Source organism: Halobacillus amylolyticus (genome assembly GCF_022921115.1).
GTDB lineage: Bacteria > Bacillota > Bacilli > Bacillales > Halobacillaceae > Halobacillus_A > Halobacillus_A amylolyticus.
In genome coordinates, this window is record NZ_CP095075.1 from 2834897 (window position 1) to 2857447 (window position 22551).

Here is a 22551-nt window from a genome sequence, read left to right on the forward strand (position 1 = left end):
CTAATCGAATAGTTTTTAGAAGGTTCCCAGTTTGGGAACCTTTTTTGTTAAGTAGAATCTTGTCACGATAGAATAATCTGTCCAGAATGCAACAGACTACATAATACCCTTTTACAGTGATATTGGAATGGAGGGGGAATCATGGAATATAGGTCTAGCTTGTTATGGTACAAGCATATCAACAATATTTAGGCATGACATAGCTACCGTGTACATCAGGCTTATGGGTGAAATAGGTAAATATATTGAACATGAGTGGATGAAGAACCACCAAGGATGATCGACCATGACCAATTAGCAAAGAATGAGAAGATGTAGTAGGGGCGGGGAGAGCTCTCCGTCTTTAATGATTTTTCTTTCATTACTATGTGGAAAAAAGGGAGGGTGCTTATGAATGGGGAAGAATTCTATTGAGAAACTATTCTGGAGTATTGCTCTGCCTGGGTTTGGCCAGTTATTAAATGGAAGATATCTTAAAGGAATACTATTGATTGCACTTGAATTTTTGATAAATGTTCAGGCTAATTTTAATGCAGTGATAATGTTGAGCTTCCGTGGTGATATGGCTGCAGCAATAGAGCAGGTGAACTATGGCTGGCTAATGTTTTATCCTTGTTTGTACTTCTTTGCGATGTGGGATGCGTATAAAGATGCGGGAGGAGGGAGAAGTCCTTATTCTTTTCTGCCTTTTGTATTTTCCGCTTATTTTGTTACAGTTGGAATTATGTTCTCAGAAACAAAAGTATTAGGGGTGTTGTGGGGACCGATCTGGTTACCTATGCTTTCTGTAATCCCAGGATTAGGGGTTGGATTACTTATCAAAATGATCATAATTAAAAAATGGGGAGATGCTAAGTAATTATCCTTCCATACATAACACCATGCAACTTGAAAAAACCAACCCTCCAAAAAGGAAGGTTGGTTTGGCTATTTTATAGAGGGCGTTCACCAAATTCATAATGAACAGGTCCGGGTGCGACAGTTGCATTTTCCAGGGCGGGCAGAGCTCAAAGCAACCCCGGCAGCTATTATGGATGTAAGCGCTATCCTAGGCATCTTTCAATCCTCCTAAGTTGTTTAGACTGATAATGTTATTATTTCACTTTTTCGATATTCAGAAAATATTAGTCTGCTTAAAACCCAAACCCTAAAGGAGAGACGTCTGTCCCGTCAAGTGCTAAAAAGGAGGGCCGATTTGAGGCCATCCTTTTTGTTCCCGAGCGCGAAAGGTTTGTTCCCGAAGCTTATCCTGTTTCCCTGTGCTTTTTTAATGCATAATGAGGTCTTTTTCAGTGTTTAACATATGGGGACTTTGGTCGATATAAAAGGTAGCATAGAAAACTTAGATTTTTGGGGGATTGTCCATGTTCCAACTTTTTGCTACCAAGACAAAGACGAAGCAGCCATCGTTTACATTTGATGAAGAGTTTAAAGGGTCGATTCAAATTGAAAGAGGGTCAGATCTTGAGAAGCAGTTGAAAATGATTCATTTAACTAATGATGATCTGAGTGTACTGAAGTCACTGCAGCCGTTCGTTTCAGAAAATATTGAACAGATGGTTAGTCAGTTTTACAAGAACCTCGAGCATCAGGAATCGTTGATGAATATGATCAACGATAATAGTTCAGTAGATCGTCTTAAGAAAACGCTGACCGTACATATTCAGGAAATGTTTAATGGTGTTATTGATACTAATTTTGTGGAAAAAAGAAAGCGGATTGCCGCGGTTCATGTTCACATTGGTCTGGAGCCGAAATGGTATATGTGTGCGTTCCAGGATCTATTGCTTTCCTTAATGGGAATATTTGAGCAGGCGGAACTCGATCGAGAGCAATATAGTAAAGCTGTTCGTGCGACAACGAAGATATTGAACTTGGAGCAGCAAATTGTGCTGGAATCATTTGAGCAGGAGAATCAGCGTTTAAGAGAGCTTGAGGTTGAAAAGAAAGTTCAGGCGTACCGTAGGATTGAACAAATGTCTGAGGAGTTAGCGGCCATATCCCAGCAGGCGAGTGCTTCTACAGAACAATTAACCGGCCAATCCGAGAAAATTCTAGATGATTCCCGGAAAGGGACAGAAGTTGCCCAAAATGTCGAGCATCAATCTTCGGAAGGAAAGAAACAGCTTGAATTACAGCAGGAACAGATGAATCACATTAAAGAGAGCATTAAACAAATTTCGACTGAAATGGAAACATTAAAAGGGGTGGCTGAAGAAATCAGCAAAATTGTCACCATCGTTTCTTCGATTGCTGAGCAAACGAACTTGCTTTCACTTAATGCATCAATTGAAGCGGCTCGTGCAGGTGAACATGGGGCTGGCTTCACGGTTGTTGCCAACGAAGTTCGCAAATTGTCTGAGCAAACGAAGACATCTGTATCCGAAGTGTCTGCACTTATTCAATCAACCAATGGTCAGATCCACAATGTTTCTCACAATGTGCTTGATATTGACCAATTAATTACTGAAGGAACAGACAATATGGATCAAATCAATCACTTTTTCACAGAGATCGTAGGGGCAATGGCACAAAATAAGCAATACAACTCGGGAATTGAGCAAGAGCTCGAGAGCTTCTCCCAAGTGATCCAGGAAATTAATGATGCCGTTTCACAGGTGGCTGCTTCCTCACAACAGTTAACAGAATTGACGGAGTAGTTTTTCAAAAAGTGACCTCAAGCAGGGTCACTTTTTTGTGACTAAGAAGTCTTCAGTCGTCTACCATATGAGCAAAGATATGTACCTTTTGACCTAGACTAGTCTACTAAATAACGGAATATTCATTCAATTATACCGCAACAATATATTGATTTACATTTTTTTCACTAAATATTATTTCTCGGTTTACAAAGTAATGGTACGTTAGATGTTGTAAGATACTACTACTGGGAGGGAAGAAATGATGAAAAAAGGTGCGCTGAAAAAAGTGTTATCGGTGGCTGTATTATCATCGATGATTTTTGGGACAACGACGGGACTGACTGCTTCACCCGTTAAGGCGGAAGAAGAGAAGAAGCCCGAAATTAAGAACATCATTTTTCTAATTGGGGATGGAATGGGAGCTTCTTATACTACGGCTTACCGTTACTTAAAAGATGATCCTAGTACACAGAAAATGGAGGATACGGCCTTTGATCCACATTTAGTCGGTATGCAATCTACATATTCCGCTGACCCTTATCATGATGGTGGTCCTGATGATGAGAAGGAAAACATCCCTGACTCCGCTGCTACGGCTACGTCGATGTCGTCTGGGATAAAGACATATAATGGAGCTATTGCTGTCGATTTACAACAAGAGGACACACAAACAGTTCTAGAGGTAGCTAAGAAAAAAGGGAAAGCAACGGGACTAGTTTCCACTTCACAGATTACGCATGCGACGCCTGCCGCTTTTGGTGCACATGAAAACTCCCGTCAAAGTTACAATGAAATAGCAGATGATTATTATGATGATTTAATTAATGGTGAACATAAAGTAGATGTTTTGCTTGGCGGTGGAACGGACTATTTTGTTCGTGATGATCGGGACTTAACGAAAGAATTTGAAGAAGCTGGCTATAACTATGTGACATCCACAGAAGAATTAATGAATAATGATAGTGAAGAACTTTTAGGGTTATTTGCACCTGTAGGTTTAGATAAAGCAATTGACCGCCCTGAAAAGCAGCCTTCCTTGGAACAAATGACTTCTGAAGCATTGGATACGTTGAGTCAAGATAAAGATGGCTTTTTCCTGATGGTTGAAGGAAGCCAAATTGACTGGGCAGGCCACGATAATGATGTTGTGGCAGCGATGAGTGAGATGGAGGATTTTGAAAAAGCTTATCAGGAAGCGATTGAGTTTGCTAAGAAGGACGAGCATACCCTTGTTGTTGCTACGGCAGACCACTCTACTGGTGGTTTTTCGATTGGAGAGGGCGGTCCATACAAGTGGAATAGTGATGTTATCAAAGCTGCACAGCACACACCAGATTATATGGCTGCACAAATTGTAGAAGAAGGTGCAGAGGTTGAAGCCACACTAAACGAAAACATTGATTTTGAATTAAAACCAGACGAAATTCAATCAGTAAAAGAGGCATTGGAAACAGCGTCTGAAGAAGATCGCTTACTTGAAGTCGATAATGCCATCGAGAACATTTTCAACGTACGATCTGGGACAGGCTGGACGACAAGTGGACACACGGGTGTAGACGTACCTGTCTATGCTTACGGACCTGGAGCAGAGATGTTTGCAGGGTTTATCGATAATACGGAGCAAGCTGAGAATATTTTTAAAATTCTAGGGGTTTCCTCTTCCAGTGATGAGGGTGGAGAATTAGCTGAAACGGCGACAAACTATCCAACTGGAATTCTGATAGGCGCATTGCTCCTTGGGGTAGGCGGCATCATTCTTTTCCGAAGAAGGTCGGTGCACTAATTCTCCCATAAAAGGTGATCTTATGATGAAGAAGATCGGAATTGTAATCAGTGTTCTTGGACTCGGGCTGGTGGTGTGGAGTGGGTATGGATGGTGGAAGCAGACCACGGTTGTGACTCATGATACATCACTCGCTCAATCCGTTGACGAAGAATGGGACCAAACGGCTGAACAACAAACATTGCAGGTGGAAGATGTTGCAGCCAGTCAATCCGGGGTTACGACTAAATATGACAAAGGGGAAGAAGTTGGTGAATTTGTCATTCCTAAGCTTGGAACAGTGTATCCCGTGTATTGGGGTACCAATCAAGCTGCCTTGCAAAAAGGGGTGGGGATGTACGACACCGCTTTTACCACTGTCCCTTCGGCAAAGCGGCATACAGCGCTTGCTGGCCACCGAGATACGACCTTTCGCAACTTGGACCAATTAGCTGAAGGCGACCGTTTATACGTGAAAGTGGATGAGGTGAAATACGAGTATCAGGTGAGGGAAACGTGGGTGACGGATGCCGAAGATCGATCCGTCATCGTTGAGAAAGAAAAACCGACGCTCACGCTGACAACCTGCTACCCTTTTGATTATATTGGTTCAGCTCCCGACCGCTATATTGTCCAAGCTGAATTAATCGGACAAGAAAAAATGAATGGAAACTGATACAAAGCCAGCCGGCCTCGTTTGATAGGAGCGGCTGGTTTTATTTGTACTTTGATCTGCTTGAAGGAGTTTCCATTAACGGGTGTAATGGATTGACACGGTGTCGGTGATTATACCTAAAACCCCGCGTCCAATACTAGAAAATGAAATCAGTCCTCCGCCAGCTCGTATGTAGTGAAACCAGGCCAAGGGGGGATTGTGTGTGAATGATGAATCAGTGCTGTATGTTAGTGACTGTGAGGTTAAAATAAGGAGTCAACAAATACTGAAGAATATTTCTTTCCAATTACATAAGGGTAAGATCACCACCTTAGTTGGTCATAACGGGGCGGGTAAATCGATGTTAATTAAGGCACAGTGATTTACTTCCATGGATAGAAATATATATAAAGCAAAAGCTTCTGATTCAGCGGGCTGCTTCATGAAGGGAGCTGAACAGAAGCTTTTTCCTCTACTTAATTATTTCCTCCATAGTATCAAGCATCATCGACCATGCTTTTTCCGTGTGTGGAACGTACTCAGCCCAGTTCGGATCCATCTCGACTGTCAATGTAAGTTTGCTTCCCGTGTCTGTTTTCGCGATATCTACCTCGACGCGGTCTTCATCAGATGATTCCTCAGGGATCCCCCATGTGAAAGCAAGGCGACGGGGATGATAAATTTCAAGATAACTTCCACGATGATCTATTTCTTCTCCTTCACGAAGATCTACAAAAGAAAAGCTCCCTCCGACACGTGCATCTATGTCTATACGTACAACATCTCCATTAGGGAACATCCATTGCTTCACGAGTTCAGAATCAAGCCAGGCATTGAAAACCTGTTCCGGTAATTGAGCGAATTCATGGTTCACAATAGCCTTTGTACTTTTTCCCATGCTGTCCCACTCCTTTCAAAAGTATAGTTCCATTTTACCCCTAATTCGATCATAAAATCTAACGACAAAAATAGGATATATAAAGTTGTTGAAATAAAATTTCTAATTTTCGGTCATTTAATTGACAAAATAGTTCAGTAGGACTATGATTAAATCAACTTCACGAAATGAAAGCGCTTAATTAAATTTGTGCTAGTGTGATAGAATGCTGGCCTGTTTCATAAAAGTATAATAGGGATTAATCTCTGAAAATAGTGCGAGAAGCAGATCAACTGATTTCGAGGAAACAACATTGTCCCTAAACAAAGGGTTAATGCGTTTCATATATTCAATAAAAATCAAAGGGGGAAGCAACTTGAAGAAGGTATTCAAAGGTCCTGTTTTGTTCGGTTGGGTAGCGATTTTGATGCTGATTTTGGGAGTTGGTTGCTCTTCTGAGGAAGAGGCATCTTCTGATGGGGATAACAGCGAGATAGCTAATGATGGAAAAGTGAATGGCGAACTCGAAATTCAGTATTTTGTAGGTGGGTATGGTGACTCATGGTGGAAAGAAGTCATCGCAGATTTTAAAGAGAAATATCCTGACGTGACGATAACGGAGCATGCCGGTCCGAACATTAACGAAGAGATGAGATCACGCTGGGTTTCTGGTGATCCACCTGATGTGGTGTACATTGACGGAGCAGGTTCAAGTGAAACACAGATGGTTGAAGATGGACAGCTAATGAACCTGACAGACTGGGTGAAAGATGTAGAAGTTGACGGCACCCCTATTACAGAAAGTTTTATTGTAGACCCGGCTAAATATGATGGTGAAATCTATTCTTTACCCCTAGTATTTGACACATGGGGAACGTGGTACGATGAAACCTGGTTTGAAGCTGAGGGCTACGAAGTTCCAACAGATTTTGAAAGCTTTATGAGCACGATGGGTGATATCCAAGAGGGTGAAGATATTGCTCCGTTCGTTACAACCGGGCAGCATCCTTATTACTTCTTGCGCGGAATGCTTTATCCAGCCTTTGGAGCTGCAGGCGGGGATCAATTGCTTGAAGACGTGATTACAGGTAAAGAAGGTGCTTGGACGAGTGAGCCGGTTCTTGAAGTCATGAAAAAGGTTGAGCAAATGCAAAAAGAAGGCTATATCGATAAAGGATTTGGAGCTTTGAACCATACCCAATCGCAAATGAACTTCCTTCTTCATAAAAATGCTTTCATTCCTGTAGGATTCTGGCTGCCAAATGAAATGGAAAAAGATAAACCGGAAGACTTTACGTACGGATTTATTCCGTCCCCAATGCAGGATGCCGGCGAACCTTTCGCGGTTGTTCCGGATCTAAGACCGCTTGCCATTGCTGAGGAGGCGGATAATCCTGAAGCGGCAAAAGCCTTCGTAGACTTTGTATTTACAAAAGAGTATGCCACTCTATTTTCTGAGCATACAGGAGCGATCATGAACATTAATGGTGTTGACTTGTCGCAAAACGAAAATGTTCCTGATTATCTAATCGAAGCGAATGCAATGATTAACGATCCAGAACAAGTTCAAATCTATCAAAAACCACATCCGATGAGTGCGGAACTGGAAACGCCGATCAGCAACGCATTGGTTTCATTAATGCTAGGTAATATTACAGCAGAAGAATTTACACAGCAGGCAGAGGAAGCTGCAGCTGAATATCGTAACAGCAAGTAAGTAAGTGGGATGTATATGGTATGGAATATAAGGATTGAAACTTGCGTTTTTATATTCCATACCTATTTATATCTCAAGAGAAAGAGGGATTAGGTGGTACAGTCTAAAAAACAAAAATACCTGTTTTTAGCCTTTTGTTTAATTCCAACTTTTATTATGTTTTCCATTTTTACCTTGTATCCATTGTTCAGCGGATTGTACTATTCATTTTTCGAATGGTCAGGTTCATCAGAAAATAAAGAATTTATTGGAATTAGCAACTACATACAATTATTTAATGACGAGATCATCCCAATGACCATTCTTCATGATTATTTTCTTGTCGCTGCGAAAGTGTTGGGGATTATGGTATTGGCACTGTTCTTTGCTGTTGCCTTAACCCAATTAAAGATAAAAGAGGCGCCTTTTTACCGGATCGTGTTCTTTTTCCCAAATATTATGTCCGTTGTTGTCATCGGAATACTTTGGACGTTTATTTATAATCCGAGCCTTGGACTTGTTAATTCAGGATTGCAGTTTATGGGCTTAGAGGACTGGACGAGACCCTGGCTAGGCAGTGAGAAGTGGGCATTGCCCAGTCTTGTTTTACCATCTATCTGGGCTGGTATCGGGTTGTTTATGCTGATGCTCATGGGTGGGATTGCCAACGTCTCAAAAAGCTATTATGAGGCAGCCGAAATTGATGGTGCAAATGAATGGCAGCAATTTTGGAAAGTGACATTACCACTCGTCTGGCCGCAAATTAAAATTTCAATTCTCTATATCGTGATAACGACGTTAAATGGCTCGTTTATCATCGTTCAAATTATGACGGGCGGGGGACCTAACAATTCAACCCACGTAATGGGATCATATTTATATGAACAGGCTTTCGTGCAATACAATTTTGGTTATGGTGCAACGATCGGTGTCATGATTTTGATCTTATCATTAGTAACTGTATTGATTTTGCAATTCTTCATGCGCCGCGAACGGGTGGAATACTAGTATGAATAGGCTTAGGAGGGGAGATCGTGAAACGTCGTAGTGTCGGTCACATCATGGGGAGAGCTGGAATCCGAATACCACTTGTCCTGTGGTCGCTTGCTGTACTCTATCCAATCATATGGATGTTTATCGGATCATTTAAATCGAATGGCGAGATTTACGCAAATCCATGGGGGTGGCCAGAGTCACTCAATATGGGAAATTTCGTCACAGCTTGGACAGAATATAATATTGATACAAGTGTATTTAACAGTTTGATCGTAACAGTAGTAGGCGCTTTGTTAACGTTATTTCTTGCTATCCCTACAGCCTACGCGATCGAACGCTTGCGATTCCGGGGAAGTCAGTTCTTATTTACTCTTTATGTTTCCGCAATGATGATTCCAATGGTACTAGGCTGGATTCCGTTATTCTTTTTATTAGCACGGTTTAATATGCTCGATAATATTTACGGACTCGCGATCGTATATGCTGTCAGCCAACTTCCGTTCACGATCTTTGTGTTAACGAGCTTCATGAGTACGATTCCGAAATCACTGGAAGAATCAGCAGCCATGGATGGACTTTCCCCATATGGTGTTTTGTTGAAAATCATCACGCCGCTTTCAATGTCAGGAATTATTACAGTTACCATTATGAATGCCATCCAGTTTTGGAATGAATATTTTATGGCACTGATCTTTTTGCAGACAGAAGAAAATTACACGTTAGCGCTGACGATTGACTTTATAAGCAGCGAAGCCCAGTACACTAATGCATGGGGCACCCTTTTCGCGAGTTTAACGATTGCTATCGTTCCAGTTATCATTCTATATGCGATCTTCCAGCAGCGTATTGCTAAAGGAATGACAGAAGGGGCTATCAAAGGGTAAGGTTTTCGGAGGTTGCGAAGTTGGCATTCGCGGTGAAGGTGAAATAATCGATCATCCTTTTAAAAGGCAACTCCCCCAAGGCGTCTCTCGCACCTTGGGGGAGTTTTTATCCTTAAAAAGGATTCGTCGCCCATAGACTGGCAGACTTAACAAACGTTCGCGGATTAAGTTTAAGCTGGGAAACAATATATTCAGCTAAGTCCTCAGGCTGCATCAAATGTTCAGTTTCCTCATCTGCTTGATACTGTCCAGTAAAGTTTGTGACCACCCGGCTTGGTGTGATCGCATTCACACGAATGTTGTGCTTTCTTACTTCCTGCATTAAGGATTCAGACAGACCAAGTATACCGAACTTTGATGCACTGTAGGCACTTGAGTTAGCTGTTCCTCTTAGCCCTGAGGTGGAAGAAATATTAACGATGTCACCGCTCTTCTGTTCTACCATCCCCGGCAAAACGGCCCTAGTGACATAATAGGTACCCATTAAGTTAACCTGGATCACTTTTTCCCATTCTTCAGGATTTAAGTCCATAAATCCGCCATATTTACCAATTCCAGCGTTGTTAATTAGGATATCGATGGAACCTAGATCGTTTTTTACTTTCTTAACAGCTTGATTGACAGATTCGATATCAGACACATCTGCTGAGACAATTGATCTCTTTACGCCAACGCTATCAAGTTCTGCTGAAACTTTTTCTAAATGGGCTTCGGTTAACCCGACTAATCCAATATGAACACCTTCTTGTGCTAAGGCGATTGCAGTGGCTCGGCCGATTCCGCGGCCTGCTCCGGTAATTAATGCCTTTTTCCCTTGTAGTGATTGCATTCTTTATCCCTCCTCTTTAATCTCAGCTACGATTTCATAGGAGCGCAGACGTTTTTTATGGTCATAGATTTGCGAGGTAATCATGAGTTCATCTGCCTGCGTCTCCTCAATGAACGACTGCAGTTTTTGCTTCACTGTTTCCTTACTTCCGATTATGGAAGCCCCTAACTGTTGCTGCAAAGCGGCCTTCTCGTGTTCAGTCCAAATTTCATCCATGTTTTCAATAGGCGGCTGCAGGGGTGTCTCACGATTTCGAATGATGTTCAGGAATTGCTGTTGTAAGGTTGTGGCCAGGTACTCAGCTTCCTCATCCGTGTCTGCTGCAACGACATTGACACCTAACATCGCGTGCGGAGCTTCGAGCGTTTTTGATGGTTTAAAGTTGCGGCGGTATAAGTCAAGAGCAGACATCGTGTTGTTTGGTGAGAAATGGCTAGCGAATGAAAAAGGCAGTCCGAGCTGACCGGAAAGCTGGGCGCTGAAGCCGCTTGAACCTAATAGCCATATCGGGATATTCAAACCTTCCCTGGAACTGCTCTGACATGATTTTTTTCTGAACGTAAATCAGGGTCAAAATAAGCACGTAGTTCGGCGAGCTGCTGCGGAAAATCACTGCCGTCACTTCTTGAATCTCTTCTTAGTGCTCTGATTGTGAGTGGATCTGTTCCTGGTGCTCGTCCTAAACCAAGGTCAACTCTACCGGGAAAAAGTGATTCAAGTGTTCCGAATTGTTCAGCTATGACGAGGGGTGCATGATTTGGCAGCATCACACCACCAGAGCCGACCCTTATTGTTGAGGTATGGGCGGCGACATGTCCAATAATAACGGAAGTCGCTGAACTGGCGATAAATGGCATGTTATGGTGCTCAGCCATCCAATATCTGTTGTAGTCCCATTTCTCCACATGCTTGGCCAGATCAATCGTGTTCTTAAAGGCATCTGATGCTGTATGCCCGACGGTGATCGGAGCAAGGTCAAGTACTGAAAATGGGATCGTATTCAACTGTTTGGATTTCGTTTCTTCAGACATGATTTCATCTTCCTTCTTTTTGTACTTAAATACAGCTACATCTTATCAATGATTATTCGTGTCTCAAAATAACTTGCTTTTAAGAGGTTGTTCAAAAAGTCACCAAATGATAAGCGGCGAATCTCTTCGTTAGCTTGCTTCTCATTTGGCAACTTTTTGAACACTCATTTTAAATAGGTTTATTGTGGCATTGATTAGGAAAAATAAAACAAGGAGATTTTTTACGATAAAAGGAGCGGTGCCTGTGGCGACACGTAAGGAGCAAACAGCTAATGCGCAAACGAATAGCAAGCAAGATTACGTGGATATAAAGATGGGCAATCATGACCTTTTTGTTAAAAAAGGCTATGACATGATGTATACCATCAATGATTTTTTGCTAGGAATGTGGTTCCTGATCGGAAGTATTTTCTTTTATTTCGAATCGTTAAAAGATTGGGGCGTGACGTTATTTGTCCTAGGAAGTGTGCAGATGTTAATACGTCCGACGATTCGTTTATTTCATCGCTTTCAGCTACGAAAGCATTATGAAAATGAGTATGACCGAAAACAATAGCTATTTATGAAGATGTGGAAGAGTTTCAGGCTCCTCCACATCTTTTTTTGTATCATCTATTATAGGTGTGCAAGATTCTCCATAAGTTGACAAATTTTTCAGAAAATTTTAATTGTAATCGTTACATGAACCTTTTATGCTTATAGTACAAACAAAAAAGTTATGTTATGAAAAATCTAGCATATGAATAGGGGAGTAATGGTGTGGTAGACGAAACAGCAATGGATCACGATATTTATTTGTTTCACCAAGGAAATCTTCGCTATAGCTATCAGCTCCTCGGAGCACATGTGAGAACAGTGGATGGAAAAGCAGGGGTCCGATTTATAGTATGGGCTCCGAATGCTGAGCAAGTAAGTGTCGTAGGAATCTTTAATGAGTGGGATGGCAGGCAGCATCGGATGGAGAAGCTGAGTGAAAACGGCTTGTGGTGTTTGTTCATTCCTAAACTAGAGAAGGGCACCATTTATAAGTATGAAGTTTTGACGGCACATGGGCACTTACAGTTAAAGGCTGATCCCTATGCGTTCACAAGTGAGATTCGCCCCGCTACAGCTTCGGTCGTGCATTCGCTCGATGATTACGTTTGGCAGGATGAACAGTGGATGAAGCGGCGAGAGGAGATGAATCTATATGAATCACCCATGTCTATCTATGAACTGCATTTGGGATCATGGAAAAATATTGAGACAGAAGTTTTTTATAACTATCGCGATTACGCGGAAATGGTTATTCCCTATGTGAAGGAGCTTGGTTATACACATATTGAACTGCTGCCGTTAACGGAGCATCCGTTTGATCGCTCGTGGGGGTATCAGGCTACCGGCTATTACGCGGTTACTGCAAGGTATGGAACACCTGATGATTTTCGCTATTTCGTTGATCAGTGTCATGAGCACGGCATAGGAGTGATTCTTGACTGGGTACCCGGTCATTTTTGTAAAGACCAACACGGACTGAGACGCTTTGATGGGGAGGCCCTCTATGAATATGCTGACCCTAAAAAGGCAGAGAAAACGCAGTGGGGAACGCTGACTTTTGATTTTGCTAGGAACGAGGTTCAGAGTTTTCTAATCTCTAATGCGATTTATTGGTTAAAAGAGTTCCATTTGGATGGACTGAGAGTCGATGCTGTTGCTAGTATGTTGTATTTGGATTTTGGTAAAGAAGATGGGGAATGGGAGTTAAATGAATATGGGGGAAGAGAGAATCTTGAGGCGGTCGATTTTATTAAAGGAATGAATGAGGCGATCTTTGAAGAGGTGCCAAATGTGCTAATGATGGCTGAAGAATCAACGTCGTGGCCGCTTGTGAGCTCACCTACATACATAGGAGGACTTGGATTTAACTATAAATGGAATATGGGCTGGATGAATGACATGCTTCGTTATATGGAGATGGAGCCGATTCACCGCAAACACCATCACAACCTGATTACCTTCTCGCTTCATTATGCCTATTCAGAGAACTTTGTGCTGCCGATTTCTCATGATGAAGTCGTCCATGGGAAGAAATCGTTGTTAAATAAAATGCCGGGTGATTATTGGCAAAAGTTTGCTAATCTCCGTGTGTTTTTAGCTTATATGTATGCACATCCCGGGAAAAAGCTTTTATTTATGGGAGGTGAATTCGGGCAGTTTGATGAATGGAAGGATATGGATGACCTGGACTGGGAATTGTTGGAGTATGACTCCCATGGGGCCATTTTGAATTTTATGAAACAGCTCCATCAATTGTACCTGGATATGCCCGCGCTATGGGAACTTGATCATGATCAAAAAGGTTTCTGTTGGATTGATCCGCATAATTTTGAGCAAAGTATTCTTTCTTTTGTACGGAATAGCCGTTCTACAAATGATCAGCTTGTAGTTGTTTGCAACTTCACTCCTGAGGTTTACCACGGCTACAAGGTTGGTGTGCCGAAAAACGGTACGTATAAAGAAATCTTTACAAGTGACGCGGTTCATTTTGGTGGCTCAGGGCAATCGAATGGCCTTACATTAGAAGCAATCACCGAGCCCTGGCAAGGCCAGGATCAACATATCGAGATGACGATCCCGCCACTCGCCGTAAGCTTTTTGAAATGTACATCAAAAGTAAAGGGGGAGGCCCATGAAAGGTAAAGAATGTGTGGCAATGCTATTAGCTGGTGGTCAAGGCACAAGGTTAAAGTCTCTAACGAAGAAGATCGCAAAGCCAGCCGTATATTTCGGCGGTAAATATCGAATCATTGATTTTCCTTTAAGCAATTGCACGAATTCTGGAATCGACACTGTTGGGGTCCTGACCCAATATGAACCGCTTATTTTAAACAATTATATCGGGATAGGTTCTTCGTGGGACTTGGACCGTAAACATGGCGGTGTATCTGTGCTTCCTCCGTATATGCAAGCAGAAGGCGGCGGCTGGTACACAGGAACGGCCAATGCAATCTACCGGAATATCGATTTTTTAAATCAATACAATCCTGAACACGTGCTGATTCTATCAGGGGATCATATTTATAAAATGGATTACGGAGAAATGCTAGATTACCATCGCGGCAGTGGAGCAGATGCTACGATATCAGTCATTGAGGTGCCCTGGGAGGAAGCGAGTCGATTCGGGATCATGAATACAGATGGGCAAGGGCGAATTACCGAATTTGACGAGAAGCCGGAGTATCCAATGAGCAACCTTGCGTCAATGGGTGTGTACATTTTTCGCTGGGATGTTTTGAAAAGTTATTTAATTGAGGATGAAGAGAAAAGCCACTCCTCTCATGATTTTGGGAAAGATATCATACCTAAACTGCTTGCTGATCAGAAAAGGCTGATGGCCTACACGTTTGAAGGATACTGGAAGGATGTTGGAACGGTCGAAAGCTTGTGGGAAGCGAATATGGATTTGCTTAAAAAACAACCCGAACTTAATTTAAGTGATCACACGTGGCGGATCTATTCGAAAAACCCAAATCAGCCGGCTCAATACATTTCCCCCTCAGCCTCGGTTCGAGGGCTTTGATCAATGAAGGCTGCCGGATTTCCGGCACGGTTGACATGTCGATTATTTTTTATGGTGTGCACGTAAATGAAGGGACCATTGTTAAAGATTCAGTCGTCATGCCAAATGTGAAAATTGGCAAAAATGTAAAGATTAATCGGGCCATTATTGCTGAGGGAAGTGTGATTGAGGACAATGCCGTGGTCGGTGATCCCGCACCAGACAGTGAGATCACTTTAGTGGCAGATGAAGGGAGTGTCATGGCGACGAGTTATGCAGCAAATAACTAAGGAGGAAGCTCTCATGGATCGAATAGCCGGCGTTATTAATCTGGATCATGAACAAGATGTGTTAGATGAACTCACTTATTTTCGCTGTGGGGCGGCGGTCCCATTCGCTGGTCGCTATCGAATGATTGATTTTGCAATATCCAATATGACGAATTCGCGGATCGAATCGGTAGCCGTTTTTGCACGGCGCAAGTATCGTTCCCTAATGGATCATTTAGAACAGGGAAAGGCATGGGATTTAGACCGTAAGCGTGGCGGGCTGTTTATTTTGCCACCGGATTGGAATGACCCTACTGATATTTCTCGGGGGATTTGCAGCATTTTCATAATAATATCGATTTTATTGAAAGAACTTATGCTGACTACATCTTAGTTTCTGGCTCGCAGAACATTTGTAATATTAACTTTCAGGATGTGTTAGAAGCTCATAAGGAATCGAATGCGGAAGTTACGGTCATTTATAAAAAGGTAGATGAACTGTATCCTGAGCACAATCTGGCCCACAAGCTCAGCTTTGACGATAATCAAAGGGTTACGGGGATTCATAATGATAAACGGTCTAGAAATGTCTATATGGATATGTACTTAATCGAAAAAAATTGCATGCATGAGCTGATCGAAGAGGGAATTGCTCATGGGAGCTCACACTTTTTCCTTGATGGAATAAAGGCAAGGCTTCCGAATATTCATATTCATGCCTATGAGTATGAGGGTGCCCATGCACTGATTAATTCCGTTGAAAGCTATTATCGCCACAGTGCGAGCTTACTTAATGAAAAGGAGCATAATAAGTTATTTAAAGACGATTTTCCGATCTTTACAAAGGTGAAAAATGAAGCGCCATCGAAGTATTCCCAAACATCGAATGTGACGAATACGCTCGTAGCCAATGGTTGTGTGATCGATGGTCAGGTTGAGGACAGTATCCTTTTCCGAGGAGTCAAGATAGGGGAAGGTGCGGTTGTGAAAAATTCAATCATCATGCAGCGTTGTGAAATTGAGAGTGGTGCCGTGCTTGAAAATGTCATTCTGGATAAAGACTGTAAAATATCGCAAGGGCGGATGTTAATTGGTGCACCAGAAAAGCCTTTTGTCCTCGCCAAGCGAAAAACGATGTAAGGTTTGATAGGAGGAACTGTCTGAACTACTATTCTGGCAGTTCTTTTTACATAATATAAGTGTGTGTCAAAAAGTTGCCAAATTAGAACGTCGACAAAGATCGTCACATCCTGTGACAAAGTCGACACTAGCACGTCCTGTGCGTCGCAAGAAGTTCGAGGCGCGAAAGTTTTGAGAACCACAGCGTATGTCTTTCATACGTGAGGATCGGAAAAACCGAGCAACGAAGAAATTCGCCGTTTATCATTTGGTGACTTTTTGAACATCCTCTATAAGGAGTGAATTGTAGATGAACGTGTTAATGGTTGGGTCTGAGTGTACCCCTTTTATTAAAACAGGTGGACTTGCTGATGTGCTTGGGTCTTTGCCCCAGGCGTTAGTTGCCCAGGGGCATGACGTGCGTGTCGTGCTGCCTAAATATGAGGAGATGAGTGACGAATGGAAGGAACAGTTGAGCTTACTGCATCAACTGAATGTGCAGATAGGCTGGCGCAACCAATATGCAGGTGTTGAGTACATTGAATATGATGGGATCCCTGTTTATTTTATTGATAATGAGTATTATTTTAAGCGGTCGAATCTGTATGGATATGAGGATGAAGCGGAGCGGTTTGTCTTCTTTAACAAGGCTGTGCTTGAAATGGTGTGTGCGCTTGAGTGGACTCCTGATGTTTTGCATTGCCACGATTGGCAGACAGGCTTGATTCCTGTTTTCTTACATACTCATTACCAGGATGATGAAAAGGTAAAAGGTATGAAAACCGTGTTTACGATTCATAATTTGAAGTACCAGGGGATCTTTGCTGACTCGGTGCTGCACGATTTGATGGATTTGGACGAACGGATGATGACGGAAGATGGATTGGAATTTTTCGGAGACATCAATTTTATGAAAGGGGCCTTAAATCACGCAGATGCAATCACAACCGTGAGTGAAACCTATGCAAAGGAGATTCAAACCCCTTATTATGGGGAAAACTTAGATGGGGTACTCAGAAAACAATCCGACAGTTTAGCGGGGATCGTAAATGGGATTAATGATAAAGACTACAATCCGTTAAGCGATGCAGCTCTCGCTTTTCCTTACCGCAGTTCACTTTCGAAAAAGACTCAAAATAAAACATGGCTGCAGGAGAAATTGGGGCTGCCTATTCGGAAGGACGTGCCGATGATCGGCATCGTTTCGAGGCTCGTCGAGCAAAAAGGCTTCGACCTTGTTGCGCGAGTGATGGACGAGCTTTTATATCACGAGGATATTCAACTAGTACTACTCGGAACAGGTGAATATGATTATGAGCAAATGTTTGAGTGGGCGCAAGTAAAGTATCCAGAAAAGGTGTCTGCGAATATCATGTTTAGTGAAGCTCTATCTCGACAGGTGTATGCGGCTAGTGATCTATTTTTAGTGCCATCTCGGTTTGAACCTTGCGGGATTGGCCAACTGATCGCATTAAGGTATTTAGCTGTACCTATCGTTCGTGAAACCGGCGGGCTCGTTGATACCGTAATTCCATTTAATGAAAAGACAGAAGAAGGAAGTGGCTTCACCTTTACCAATTATAATGCACACGACATGCTGTTTACGATCCGCCGTGCGCTCGAACTTTATCATAATAAGGATGCATGGAAGAAGCTAATGAAAAACATGGCGAAGACTCAGTTCCCATGGAAATATTCTGCTCGACGATATAGTGAGGTGTATGAGTCGACGCTTCAGTAGCAGGGAATGAATGGAGGATACGATATGTTCAACAGCAAAGAGGAGTTCATACAGGCCTTTTCTGAAAAGCTCGAAACTGAGCTTGGAATGGGTGTGGAAACAGCGACGGAGCACGATGCTTATCGATCTCTTGGTGCGTTAGTAAAAGATCATATCAACAAAAACTGGCTGCAAACAAACCACCAGTATGAAAGTAACCAAAACAAACAAGTGTACTATTTTTCGATGGAATTTTTAATGGGACGTCTGTTGGGTAATAATTTGCTGAATATGCAGTTGCTTTCACTAGTGAAAGAAGGCCTGGCTGATTTAGGCTTTTCTTTAACGAGTCTTGAAGAACAAGAGAATGATGCGGGCCTTGGGAATGGAGGGTTAGGTCGTTTAGCTGCTTGTTTTTTAGATTCGTTAGCTTCTTTAGGTTTAGCTGGTCATGGGTATGGCATTCGCTACAAATACGGCATGTTTGAACAAGCAATCATTGATGGCTATCAAGTGGAGCTCCCTGATCGTTGGCTCGCCAATGAATTTGTTTGGGAGGTTCGCAGGCCGGAGCAATCCCTTGAGGTTCGGTTTGGCGGTCATGTTAATTCTAGAGTAAGTTCTGATGGCACCCTGATTTTTGAGCATGTGGATTATGAACAAGTGCAAGCTGTTCCTTATGATGTGCCAGTGGTTGGTTATAACAACGAAACGGTGAACACTCTAAGGCTGTGGTCGGCTGAAGCATCGCAAGAAGATACATTAAAAAGGGCATCACAGCAGGATGGATTCGGTAACTTCCTTACTCATAAGCGGTCACTGGAGGAAATGTCCGAGTTTCTCTATCCAGATGATTCCCATGAAGCAGGGAGGAAATTACGATTGAAGCAGGAGTACTTCCTCGTTTCAGCGGGTGTGCAAAGTGCGATTCGTTCGTTTGAACACTTGAATTTACCTCTATCCTCCTTTCCGGAAAAAGTATCACTTCATATTAATGATACCCACCCTGCCCTCGTCATTCCTGAATTGATGCGTGTATTGATCGATGAGAAAGGACTCGGCTGGGAGGCAGCATGGACAATTACGCAAGCATCTGTCTCTTATACGAACCACACCACACTTAGTGAGGCGCTTGAGACGTGGCCTGTGGATTTCGTACGCACACTGCTTCCGAGGCTTCACATGGTAATCGAGGAAATCAATGAACGTTTTTGTCAACAGCTTTGGGGTCAAGATCCAGGCGACTTTGACCGCATTGCCAAGCTTGCTATTATAGCTGATGGCCAGGTGAAAATGGCTCATCTGGCCATAGTAGGCAGTCATAGTGTGAATGGTGTTGCCAAGTTGCACACGGAAATTTTGAAGACCCGTGAAATGAAGAACTTCTATGCTGTTTTTCCAGAACGTTTTAACAATAAAACAAATGGCATTACCCACAGGCGCTGGCTTTTGCATGCCAACAAACTGTTAGCTAATCATATTAAGGAAGCGATTGGAGACCGCTGGATTTCCCAGCCGGATCAATTAAGAGATTTGATTGGGAAGAAAGATGACGAAGCCTTTTTAGACCAACTGGGCGGGATTAAGCAGCAGAAGAAACGGGAACTTGCTTCATTTATTAAAGATAATTATGGAATTGCCGTTGACACTAATTCTATATTTGATGTTCACATTAAACGACTGCACGGCTACAAACGCCAGCTGTTAAATGTGCTTCATATTATGTATGTCTATCATGAGCTGAAGTCAAATCCATCGTTTGAAATGACACCCAGGACGTTTATTTTTGCCGCTAAAGCAGCACCGAGCTATCATTTTGCCAAAAAGGTAATTAAGCTCATTACGAGGGTGGCAGGCGTTGTGAATAATGATCCTGCTGTAAACGGACAAATGAAGGTTGTTTTTCTAGAAAATTATTCTGTTTCACTTGCTGAACGGATCATCCCTGCTACAGATATTAGTGAACAAATTTCAACGGCTAGTAAGGAAGCTTCGGGAACAGGAAACATGAAGTTTATGATGAATGGTGCCTTGACGCTTGGGACGATGGATGGAGCTAACGTTGAAATTCACGATTTGGTTGGGGATAAGGCTATCTACACATTTGGGTTAAGTTCTGAGGACGTGCTAAGCTATGGACAAAATGGAGGGTACTCTTCACGTGAAGTGTATGAGTCAGATGAACGTGTCCGCCGCACCCTAGATCAACTCGTCCATTATAGCCCTTTTTCAAAAGGAGAAACCGAATTTCGGGATCTTTATGACTCGCTGCTCGCTTACAACGATGAATACTTTGTTGTGAAGGATTTTGCCAATTATGTAGCCACTCAGCAGCGAATTGGCTATGATTATCAACAAAAACGAGAATGGAACGCTAAAAGTCTGCTGAATATCGCTCATTCCGGCAGGTTCTCAAGTGACCGTACAATACAAGAATATGCACAAGATATATGGGATATACGACCAGTACGTACCTTGAAGTGACAATCTTGAGGGGAGATTATGCCGTGAAATCGCTGGATATTTACCATAATAGTTTTGCACTACAGTATCGGGAACCTTTTGGTGCTGTGCCAAAAGGCTCTTCGGTTACATTAACCATTGATATCGATCAACGTCATCCTTTATTACATGTGATTCTTCACTGCATTCATGACAAGACAAATGAGGAACAGACGATTGAGATGGATCAAGTTAGTGGAAGGAACTCATATTGTACCTTTGAAGCGAACCTTATTATGCCAGAGGAGCCCCAGCTCGTTTGGTATTTTTTCGAGATCCAGCTTGAGGATAAAATGATGTATTACGGTCGATTAAATAGTGAGGAGAGCGGGGAGGGCGAAGTATATGAGGAGCATCCCCCATCCTGGCAAATTACTGTTTATGACCCAAGTTACCAAACCCCTGCCTGGTGGAAGAATGCGACCATGTATCAAATCTTTCCTGACCGATTTAAGAATGCAGGTGGACTGAAGTTTGAAGATGCACCGAAAACAAGTCTCATGCATAATCATTGGGAAAACGATCCTTTCTATATCCGTAATGAAAAAGGAGAGGTGGTTCGTTGGGATTTCTTTGGAGGTAATATTCAAGGAATTATTGAAAAACTCGACTACATTGAATCGCTAGGCGCAACAGTGATTTATTTGAACCCGATTTTTGAAGCAGAAAGTAATCATCGTTATGACACAGGGGACTATCACAAAATTGATCCACTGCTTGGCAGTAAGGAAGACTTCGAGAGACTTGTAAAAGAAGCTTCTAAACGAGAGATTGAGGTGATGCTCGATGGTGTGTTTAGTCACACAGGCAGCAACAGCAAGTATTTTAACCAAAGGGATCAGTACGACACGGTCGGTGCCTATCAATCTACTGACTCTCCCTATTACTCTTGGTACACTTTTCATGATTATCCTGATGAGTACGAAGCTTGGTGGGGAGTAGGTACACTTCCGACATTAAATAAAGAGGACAAAAGCTATCAAAACTTTCTAATTTATGATGACGATAGTGTGATAAAAACTTGGCAGCAATCAGGTGTAAAACATTGGCGTCTTGATGTTGCCGATGAGCTGACAGATTGTTTAATTAAGCAAATCTATCAACAGCTGAAAGAGGGGGATCCATCGAGTGTGTTGTTAGGAGAAGTATGGGAGGATGCCTCCAATAAATCTGCCTACGGAAAACGTAGGGATTACTTTCTGGGTGGTGTACTTGATTCTGTGATGAATTATCCTTTACGAGAGTTAATGCTCGGTTTCATAAAAGGGGAAGTGGACGCTTACTACATTCACCGTCGGCTCCTTACATTAAGTGAGCATTATCCAGCTCAATACTTTTATTCCCTCATGAACATGCTGTCTAGTCATGATGTAGAACGAGTGAAGACGTTGCTTCAAGGATTTTTGCCAAAAGAGGGGATTGACCAAGAGAAAACCGTTAAAAGTCAATTGAAGTCTTTGAGTCTATGGCTCTATACATTTCCGGGGATTCCATCGCTTTATTATGGGGATGAAGCGGGGCTGACAGGTGGAGAAGATCCTGATAATCGTAAGCCATATCCTTGGGGAAGAGAAGATCAAGAGCTTGTTTCATGGTATAAAACACTAGGAGGCTTGAGAGCGAACTATCCATCACTGAGGACAGGAAGCTGGGTGCCACATGCTCCACATGAAGATGTCTATGGCTTTGAACGCTTAATTGAAAATGAGGTTGATCAGTTTGGTGAATATGCAATGGATGAGCATATGATTTACCTCATTAATCGAAATGCGAGTGAGGAAAGGGAGGTTACGTTACCGGTACGAAAAGGAAGATGGCAGCATGTGATTAACAAACAGCGAATGTTCCACGTGAAACAAAGTGGGATAACGATAACACTAGGTCCTTGCGAAAGTGTATTGCTGAGGCGTTTAAATTGAGTGTTCCATCCATTTATTGGATGACCTGAGGTGGGAGTTTATGGAATGCTTTGAGTGGGGGAGGGTAAAATGGTTTTTAAAAGTCGATTATCCATACAAGGGAGTGTTTACT

15 protein-coding genes and 3 pseudogenes are annotated in these 22551 nt (G+C 42.5%); 15 read left to right on the top strand and 3 right to left on the bottom strand.

Translation table 11 applies throughout. The features are described 5' to 3' along the window. Positions 1-394: 394 nt before the first annotated feature. The 5 genes from MUO15_RS14670 to MUO15_RS14690 all read left to right on the top strand — a co-directional run bounded on the left by MUO15_RS14670 (position 395) and on the right by MUO15_RS14690 (position 5441). Entirely contained in the window at positions 395-859 is a 465-nt protein-coding gene (locus tag MUO15_RS14670; RefSeq protein ID WP_245030264.1) for a hypothetical protein, read from the top strand. 505 nt (positions 860-1364) lie between these two features. Beyond that, complete coding sequence (locus tag MUO15_RS14675; RefSeq protein WP_245030266.1) at positions 1365-2660, top strand: globin-coupled sensor protein; 1296 nt, start codon at positions 1365-1367, stop codon at positions 2658-2660. Between the two features lie 241 nt (positions 2661-2901). Next, positions 2902-4425, top strand: coding sequence for an alkaline phosphatase (locus MUO15_RS14680; protein ID WP_396266254.1), 1524 nt, complete (start codon positions 2902-2904; stop codon positions 4423-4425). Between the two features lie 25 nt (positions 4426-4450). Next, the gene (locus MUO15_RS14685) at positions 4451-5080 is read left to right on the top strand and encodes a class D sortase (RefSeq protein WP_245030268.1); all 630 of its coding nucleotides are present in this window, start codon (positions 4451-4453) and stop codon (positions 5078-5080) included. 217 nt (positions 5081-5297) lie between these two features. Next, on the top strand, positions 5298-5441 hold the full coding sequence (locus MUO15_RS14690) for an ATP-binding cassette domain-containing protein (RefSeq protein ID WP_245036043.1): 144 nt from the start codon (positions 5298-5300) through the stop codon (positions 5439-5441). A gap of 90 nt (positions 5442-5531) precedes the next feature. Here MUO15_RS14690 and MUO15_RS14695 read toward each other — a convergent pair whose 3' ends face one another. Next, entirely contained in the window at positions 5532-5957 is a 426-nt protein-coding gene (locus MUO15_RS14695) for an SRPBCC family protein (protein ID WP_245030270.1), read from the bottom strand. A 406-nt stretch (positions 5958-6363) separates the two neighbouring features. Between MUO15_RS14695 and MUO15_RS14700 the strand changes: the two genes are divergently transcribed. The 3 genes from MUO15_RS14700 to MUO15_RS14710 all read left to right on the top strand — a co-directional run bounded on the left by MUO15_RS14700 (position 6364) and on the right by MUO15_RS14710 (position 9512). Further along, positions 6364-7653 (top strand): ABC transporter substrate-binding protein, encoded by a 1290-nt coding sequence (locus MUO15_RS14700; protein WP_245036044.1) that lies wholly within the window; start codon positions 6364-6366, stop codon positions 7651-7653. 93 nt (positions 7654-7746) lie between these two features. Further along, positions 7747-8640, top strand: coding sequence for a carbohydrate ABC transporter permease (locus MUO15_RS14705; RefSeq protein ID WP_245030274.1), 894 nt, complete (start codon positions 7747-7749; stop codon positions 8638-8640). A gap of 53 nt (positions 8641-8693) precedes the next feature. Continuing rightward, on the top strand, positions 8694-9512 hold the full coding sequence (locus tag MUO15_RS14710) for a carbohydrate ABC transporter permease (RefSeq protein WP_245036045.1): 819 nt from the start codon (positions 8694-8696) through the stop codon (positions 9510-9512). 112 nt (positions 9513-9624) lie between these two features. On the opposite strand, the gene MUO15_RS14715 is transcribed toward MUO15_RS14710, so the two are convergent. Together MUO15_RS14715 and MUO15_RS14720 are read right to left on the bottom strand one after the other, a co-directional pair. Beyond that, the gene (locus MUO15_RS14715) at positions 9625-10341 is read right to left on the bottom strand and encodes a 3-ketoacyl-ACP reductase (RefSeq protein ID WP_245030276.1); all 717 of its coding nucleotides are present in this window, start codon (positions 10339-10341) and stop codon (positions 9625-9627) included. A gap of 3 nt (positions 10342-10344) precedes the next feature. Beyond that, positions 10345-11372, bottom strand: a pseudogene (locus tag MUO15_RS14720) (LLM class flavin-dependent oxidoreductase). A gap of 244 nt (positions 11373-11616) precedes the next feature. Here MUO15_RS14720 and MUO15_RS14725 point away from each other — a divergent pair. The 7 genes and pseudogenes from MUO15_RS14725 to MUO15_RS14755 all read left to right on the top strand — a co-directional run bounded on the left by MUO15_RS14725 (position 11617) and on the right by MUO15_RS14755 (position 22439). Further along, a complete protein-coding gene (locus MUO15_RS14725) occupies positions 11617-11928 on the top strand; it encodes a YrhK family protein (protein WP_245030278.1) in 312 nt (103 codons plus the stop codon). 221 nt (positions 11929-12149) lie between these two features. Beyond that, on the top strand, positions 12150-14051 hold the full coding sequence (gene glgB, locus MUO15_RS14730) for a 1,4-alpha-glucan branching protein GlgB (RefSeq protein ID WP_245036046.1): 1902 nt from the start codon (positions 12150-12152) through the stop codon (positions 14049-14051). After that, a pseudogene (locus MUO15_RS14735) lies at positions 14041-15200 on the top strand (glucose-1-phosphate adenylyltransferase). The gene glgB and the pseudogene MUO15_RS14735 overlap by 11 nt, the downstream one beginning before the upstream one ends. 13 nt (positions 15201-15213) lie before the next feature. Beyond that, positions 15214-16319 (top strand): annotated as a pseudogene (glgD, locus tag MUO15_RS14740) (glucose-1-phosphate adenylyltransferase subunit GlgD). 289 nt (positions 16320-16608) lie between these two features. Beyond that, the gene (glgA, locus tag MUO15_RS14745) at positions 16609-18039 is read left to right on the top strand and encodes a glycogen synthase GlgA (RefSeq protein ID WP_245030279.1); all 1431 of its coding nucleotides are present in this window, start codon (positions 16609-16611) and stop codon (positions 18037-18039) included. Positions 18040-18063: 24 nt separating this feature from the next. After that, the gene (locus tag MUO15_RS14750; protein ID WP_245030280.1) at positions 18064-20502 is read left to right on the top strand and encodes a glycogen/starch/alpha-glucan phosphorylase; all 2439 of its coding nucleotides are present in this window, start codon (positions 18064-18066) and stop codon (positions 20500-20502) included. Between the two features lie 23 nt (positions 20503-20525). Continuing rightward, complete coding sequence (locus tag MUO15_RS14755; protein ID WP_245030281.1) at positions 20526-22439, top strand: glycoside hydrolase family 13 protein; 1914 nt, start codon at positions 20526-20528, stop codon at positions 22437-22439. The last annotated feature ends 112 nt before the right edge of the window (positions 22440-22551 follow it).

Coding starts and splice junctions, on each gene's coding strand:
- MUO15_RS14700 (WP_245036044.1), top strand. CDS start 6,364: ATGCTGATTTTGGGAGTTGGTTGCTCTTCTGAGGAAGAGGCATCTTCT.
- MUO15_RS14710 (WP_245036045.1), top strand. CDS start 8,694: ATGGGGAGAGCTGGAATCCGAATACCACTTGTCCTGTGGTCGCTTGCT.
- MUO15_RS14695 (WP_245030270.1), bottom strand. CDS start 5,957: ATGGGAAAAAGTACAAAGGCTATTGTGAACCATGAATTCGCTCAATTA.
- MUO15_RS14685 (WP_245030268.1), top strand. CDS start 4,451: ATGAAGAAGATCGGAATTGTAATCAGTGTTCTTGGACTCGGGCTGGTG.
- glgA (WP_245030279.1), top strand. CDS start 16,609: ATGAACGTGTTAATGGTTGGGTCTGAGTGTACCCCTTTTATTAAAACA.
- glgB (WP_245036046.1), top strand. CDS start 12,150: ATGGATCACGATATTTATTTGTTTCACCAAGGAAATCTTCGCTATAGC.
- MUO15_RS14680 (WP_396266254.1), top strand. CDS start 2,902: ATGATGAAAAAAGGTGCGCTGAAAAAAGTGTTATCGGTGGCTGTATTA.
- MUO15_RS14675 (WP_245030266.1), top strand. CDS start 1,365: ATGTTCCAACTTTTTGCTACCAAGACAAAGACGAAGCAGCCATCGTTT.
- MUO15_RS14715 (WP_245030276.1), bottom strand. CDS start 10,341: ATGCAATCACTACAAGGGAAAAAGGCATTAATTACCGGAGCAGGCCGC.
- MUO15_RS14750 (WP_245030280.1), top strand. CDS start 18,064: ATGTTCAACAGCAAAGAGGAGTTCATACAGGCCTTTTCTGAAAAGCTC.
- MUO15_RS14670 (WP_245030264.1), top strand. CDS start 395: ATGGGGAAGAATTCTATTGAGAAACTATTCTGGAGTATTGCTCTGCCT.